Consider the following 5,019-nt stretch of genomic DNA (forward strand, 5'->3'; position numbering starts at 1 on the left):
ACTCCCCCCACTCCCCCCACTCCCTATTTAGCTACTGGTAATGCTACACCTAATAAACTCAAATTCAAGGCATGACCACCCGTCACCAAATAAACAGGTTCACAGATTGTCCCTAATTGTCTCACTAAAGCGCCCAGGCGATCGCGGAATTTGCGCCCTAGAGGATAAGCTGGAACTACACCCCAACCTGTTTCTTCCCCCACAAATATGACATCAGCAGCCACTAACGGCAGAATTGCCAGAAACTCCCTCACAGTATTTTCCCAAGCTAAATCCTCCTCCTCCAGAAAATTAGCCACCCAAGTTCCTAAAGAATCCACCAACAGGCAAGTATGCGGCTGAGATTGAGCCAAAGCAGCAGTTAGTTCCACAGGAACAGCAAGAGTTATCCAATCTTGAGGACGGCGTTGTTGATGTTTTTGAATGCGTTCTTGCCATTCTAGATCATCAGGATTTTGTGTAGCTGTGGCAATGTAGACAACATTTTTTTCCGACTTTATCGCCAAATCTTCCGCCCATTCACTTTTACCAGAGCGGGCTGCACCTGTCACCAAAATTATTTTCCCCATTATTTGATAATATAATGTTTCATCAGGAAGAATACACGAGTTAAATCAAGTATCCCCAAAATCAACACCTTTCTGTACTCCTGAATTCTTTCTTGCCAAAGACCATAAATTTTAGGATATGCTTATGAAACCAGGGCTAAAACGGATAGAGGCTACGCTGCATGATTTAAAAACTCGCAATGATGATGTCACCACAGAACCAGGTGAAGAAAGCAAACGTTCCTTTTCCTTTCGCATTAGTATCGGTCCCCAGGAATCTCCAGAAAATTCCCAAAAGACAACCCAGACTTATAATAGTAACTTAGAAGCAGATTCAGTTATTCATGAAACTCCAGAGGCAAATTTATTTCCTCACCATAATTCCGTCTCAGCCTTTCCAGCCCAAGACAATGGAGAAAAAACGCCAACTCTCCCGAAATTTAAAACTCCATCATTCAGCAATCATCGTCACAGCGCTAACCCAGCACTGGCCATGAATATGCTCCAAGAAATTCAAGACAAAGTAGCTGATTGGCAACTAGAACTACAAAAAATAATACAGCAGATTCAGGATATTTACTTGGAAGGACCAATTATTAATGGTTGGTTGGAATCTAATGTTCAAGAACCAGAAACAGTAGGAACAGCCGCATTGCGCCATGCAGAAGTAGAGCGTCTCATGAACTATGTCGAAGAAATCTGTGCTAGTAGTGAAAAAGAATCTCATAAACCACTACACACTGACTACCGATTATGTGGAGTAGATACAGCCGGTCAAGTGTGGTCTCGTCCCTGTCCAGTTGAACAAGTTCCTAGTGTTAGTATAGCGATCGCCCGTCACCAAAGATTACGACAACTTTTAGGACGCAAACAAGACCTAGAAAATCGCTTGAGTCAATTAGCAGAAACCTTAGTCATGTTACATAGTCATATTCAGCAAAGTTAAATATTTTCTCCCTACGGCAAAATACAGTAGCCATTGAGGAAAAACCATGTTACTGTAGAACTACATCGTGAAACTTTACCAATAAAAACTATGCGACTAAAACGCTGGGAATCCCCGCGTCAAGAAGGCAGAAACGATAAAGGTCGAGGTGGTTCTGCTAGAAAACGGCAACTGAAAAAACAAAGACAAATGCTCAGACAGAAACTCAAAGACAATCACAAGCCAAATGATCATCACAACAATAACCAGGGGGAAAGTTCAACTTCCCCCTATTTTTTGGCCTTTTTTCCCCAATAGATTAAGCTGTTGTGCATTTAGTTTGTATAATTCTAGCGGGCAAGATGCCCGCACTACAAAGTTCAAGTAAATTATGGTTATCAAATTTAGCTGCGTAACAGCTTACCCATTGCAATCAATTAAAGAAACTGAATTTGCAGTTACATTTCTTAACTTAATTGCATAGTGATAAAATCAGGATTAGTCAGATCATCAGCGAGAAAAGAAGACTCTGTGGGAAAAGAATTAATAGGTAATTTAGTTTCAGTGCTGGCCGCACGAACTGCTTTTAAGTAACAATCAGAAAATATTTCTAAATAATAAGGTTTAAGGCTGGGACTATCTTCTAATAAAGATTCAATTTGATAAAATTGTTCCCAAATTGTCCTCACCCAACTAGAAGAACGTTTTTCAGATTGATATTGGTACTTGAGTAGGTGCATGAGTAAAACTATGAGTCGGTTTTTAAGTTCACGTCTTTTCTCTTTCCCCATGTCCTCTATTTCTTCAATCAAATGCTCAAAATCAACGTGATCTAATTGATGATTACGCAATAACTTAGCTGTCGTTTCTAGCCATAAACAATAATCCTGATTATAAAGATAACTACTCAAGGATGTAGATTGTAAATTGGTAGTCATAAGAATACCCGGTAAATGGGAAACTCAGCGGCTTGGCTCCCTGAGAGGGAAACGAAACGGGCGGTTTTAACCGCTTTGAATCTTTTTTCATTACCGCCTTGGAGTTAGGAAATTCGGGGTACTTTTGTGATGTACTTTCAACGGGACAATTACCGATTCAAATTCTCTAACTCTGTACGCATAATGTTTTGCTCCAAAGAGCCTCCCATTTCTGGGGTAATGTTAGCTGATGCCTACGGCACGCTGCGCGAACGACCAGTTATAAAAGCTTTTTAGACTTGCAATACTGTTTCAGTGACCTTAAAACTGTTTAACTGCAAATGACAGAGCGGGGAACTAGCTATGCCTGACGGCACGCTGGCGCGAACGCATTCCGAGGTGTCGTGACTCAAATAACGGCTACCCTTCGACTCCCTTCGACTTCGCTCAGGGCAAGACGCTCAGGGTGGTCTGGTCAGTACGGCTTGCTTGATTACTCTTACAAGCCCAGTCCCTTTAGGGCTGGGTTACTGACACAAATAGCCTTACTTACTGCTATTACTTAAGTCTATCACATTAATTAATAAAACCAGGAGACTTTAACGCCACCTGGTTTATTCTTGTAAGGGCATAGCCATGCTATACCCTAATTTATGACTGAAAAAGATTAAACCTTAGCAGCCGCTCTCATGACCAAATCGCCTTTAGCATACTTAGCAGCATAATCTTCTAAAGAGACTTGCTTAATCTTGCTTGCGTTACCAGCAGTACCAAATTGTACATAACGGTCAGCACAAACCTTTTGCATATATACAATAGAAGGCTTGAGGAAGTGACGAGGATCAAATTCCTTGGGATTAGAAGCCAAAGCTTCACGCACAGCCGCAGTAATAGCCAAACGGTTATCGGTGTCAATATTTACCTTACGCACACCACTCTTGATACCTTTTTGGATTTCTTCCACAGGTACACCGTAGGTTTCAGGAATAGCACCACCATGTTGGTTAATCAGTGCAATCAAATCTTCAGGTACAGAAGAAGAACCGTGCATTACCAAGTGGGTGTTAGGTAAACGGCGGTGAATTTCTTCAATGCGGCTAATAGCCAAAATTTCACCTGTAGGCTTACGAGTAAACTTGTAAGCACCATGACTTGTACCGATAGCCACAGCCAAAGCATCTACTTGAGTTGCTTCTACGAATTCAACAGCTTCATCAGGGTCAGTTAACAGTTGAGAATGGTCTAGTGTACCTTCAAAACCGTGACCATCTTCAGCTTCACCAGCGCCAGTTTCTAGAGAACCCAAACAGCCTAGTTCACCTTCAACACTGACACCCAAAGCGTGAGCGACGTTGACAACTTCGCTCGTAACTCTAACGTTATATTCAAAGCTGGCAGGGGTTTTAGCGTCAGCTTCCAAAGAACCATCCATCATCACGCTGGTGAAGTTGTTCTTCATCGCTGAGTAGCAGGTAGAAGGAGCATTACCATGATCTTGGTGCATGACAATGGGAATCTGAGGATAGGTTTCTACCGCAGCCAAAATCAGGTGACGGAGGAAGTTTTCCCCGGCATAATTACGAGCGCCGCGAGAAGCTTGTAAGATTACGGGGCTATCTGTGTCAACCGCAGCCTTCATGATTGCTTGAATCTGCTCTAAGTTGTTGACGTTAAAAGCGGGGATACCATAACCGTGTTCAGCAGCATGATCCAAAAGCAACCGCATTGGTACGAGAGCCATATATATTCCTCCTAATTTGGGTATTTAGCTAGTCAGTTTAATAGAAGCGTAATCTTTATTTTAATGTAATTTTTACGCTAATCTTAATGTTTTTTTCAACTTACAGAAAATTATAACTAGTAGCGATCGCTTTTGTTAAGAAACTTTATCGGCTGATATTCTCAAGCTATGTAATGTCTGTGTAAACTTATGTCGAACTCAGGTAAGTAGGTTGGCGTTGAAAATTGTCGTTATAGCAAGGCAAGAGGCAAGAGTAAAGAGTAAAGAAGTTTTCTTTCCCAATACAAAAATCTTTTTCATCATTACACCCATCAAAATGCTAAAGAGGATGCTTTCACTTCTTGGGGGGCTTATGGTGCGATTCGCCGTGATATCTTCTTATCTATGAGGAGCTTTGATGAAACCTATTGTCGTCCCTGTGTGGAAGATATTGAATTAGGCTATCGGCTCAAAGCAGCAGGTTATAAAATTAGGCTGGACAAGGCTTTACAAGTAAAACATTTAAAACGATGGGGAGTAATATCTTTAATTAAAGCAGATGTGTGCGATCGCGCTTTACCTTGGGTTCAATTGATACTCCGTCAAGGAAAAATGCCTTCTGATTTGAATCTTGGTTGGTCAAGTCGGCTAAGTGTGATTTTAGTTTACTCATTTCTACTGACTTTGGTTGCTTGTTGGTGGCAATGGAAACTATTAATTCTTGCTGCTGTTATATCTATACTACTTATAAATATCAATGCTTCCGTTTACCGTTTTTTCTCTGAGAAGCGGGGTGTTTTATTTGCCTTGGGTGTGTTACCTTGGCATTGGTTGTATTATTTTTACAGTGGTTTAGCTTTTGCAATTGGTATATTTTTGTTAAAATTCTCCAAAAATACTGTATAAAAA

6 protein-coding genes are annotated in these 5,019 nt (G+C 41.0%); 3 read left to right on the top strand and 3 right to left on the bottom strand.

What is annotated here, in order from left to right:
* Nucleotides 1-23 precede the first annotated feature (23 nt).
* On the bottom strand, nt 24-569 hold the full coding sequence (cobU, locus tag IQ228_RS20865; RefSeq protein WP_027403186.1) for a bifunctional adenosylcobinamide kinase/adenosylcobinamide-phosphate guanylyltransferase: 546 nt from the start codon (nt 567-569) through the stop codon (nt 24-26).
* Between the two features lie 124 nt (nt 570-693).
* Here cobU and IQ228_RS20870 point away from each other — a divergent pair, with 124 nt between their 5' ends.
* Both IQ228_RS20870 and IQ228_RS20875 read left to right on the top strand, forming a co-directional pair.
* Nucleotides 694-1,494 (top strand): hypothetical protein, encoded by an 801-nt coding sequence (locus IQ228_RS20870; RefSeq protein WP_027403187.1) that lies wholly within the window; start codon nt 694-696, stop codon nt 1,492-1,494.
* Nucleotides 1,495-1,584: 90 nt separating this feature from the next.
* Nucleotides 1,585-1,791 carry a hypothetical protein gene (locus IQ228_RS20875; protein ID WP_035082546.1) on the top strand — a complete coding sequence of 69 codons (207 nt, stop codon included), beginning with the start codon at nt 1,585-1,587 and terminating at the stop codon, nt 1,789-1,791.
* A gap of 149 nt (nt 1,792-1,940) precedes the next feature.
* Here IQ228_RS20875 and IQ228_RS20880 read toward each other — a convergent pair whose 3' ends face one another.
* Both IQ228_RS20880 and fba read right to left on the bottom strand, forming a co-directional pair.
* Nucleotides 1,941-2,411 carry a DUF29 domain-containing protein gene (locus tag IQ228_RS20880; RefSeq protein WP_193964265.1) on the bottom strand — a complete coding sequence of 157 codons (471 nt, stop codon included), beginning with the start codon at nt 2,409-2,411 and terminating at the stop codon, nt 1,941-1,943.
* Between the two features lie 646 nt (nt 2,412-3,057).
* Nucleotides 3,058-4,131, bottom strand: coding sequence for a class II fructose-bisphosphate aldolase (gene fba, locus IQ228_RS20885; RefSeq protein ID WP_027403190.1), 1,074 nt, complete (start codon nt 4,129-4,131; stop codon nt 3,058-3,060).
* 384 nt (nt 4,132-4,515) lie between these two features.
* Here fba and IQ228_RS20890 point away from each other — a divergent pair, with 384 nt between their 5' ends.
* On the top strand, nt 4,516-5,016 hold the full coding sequence (locus IQ228_RS20890; protein ID WP_193964267.1) for a hypothetical protein: 501 nt from the start codon (nt 4,516-4,518) through the stop codon (nt 5,014-5,016).
* The last annotated feature ends 3 nt before the right edge of the window (nt 5,017-5,019 follow it).

It is taken from the genome of Dolichospermum sp. LEGE 00246 (assembly GCF_015207865.1).
In the GTDB taxonomy this organism is placed as follows: domain Bacteria; phylum Cyanobacteriota; class Cyanobacteriia; order Cyanobacteriales; family Nostocaceae; genus Dolichospermum; species Dolichospermum heterosporum.

Excerpts from the sequence above, each read along its gene's own strand:
- fba (WP_027403190.1), bottom strand. The coding sequence starts at position 4,131 with ATGGCTCTCGTACCAATGCGGTTGCTTTTGGATCATGCTGCTGAACAC.
- IQ228_RS20875 (WP_035082546.1), top strand. The coding sequence starts at position 1,585 with ATGCGACTAAAACGCTGGGAATCCCCGCGTCAAGAAGGCAGAAACGAT.
- cobU (WP_027403186.1), bottom strand. The coding sequence starts at position 569 with ATGGGGAAAATAATTTTGGTGACAGGTGCAGCCCGCTCTGGTAAAAGT.
- IQ228_RS20870 (WP_027403187.1), top strand. The coding sequence starts at position 694 with ATGAAACCAGGGCTAAAACGGATAGAGGCTACGCTGCATGATTTAAAA.
- IQ228_RS20880 (WP_193964265.1), bottom strand. The coding sequence starts at position 2,411 with ATGACTACCAATTTACAATCTACATCCTTGAGTAGTTATCTTTATAAT.
- IQ228_RS20890 (WP_193964267.1), top strand. The coding sequence starts at position 4,516 with ATGAGGAGCTTTGATGAAACCTATTGTCGTCCCTGTGTGGAAGATATT.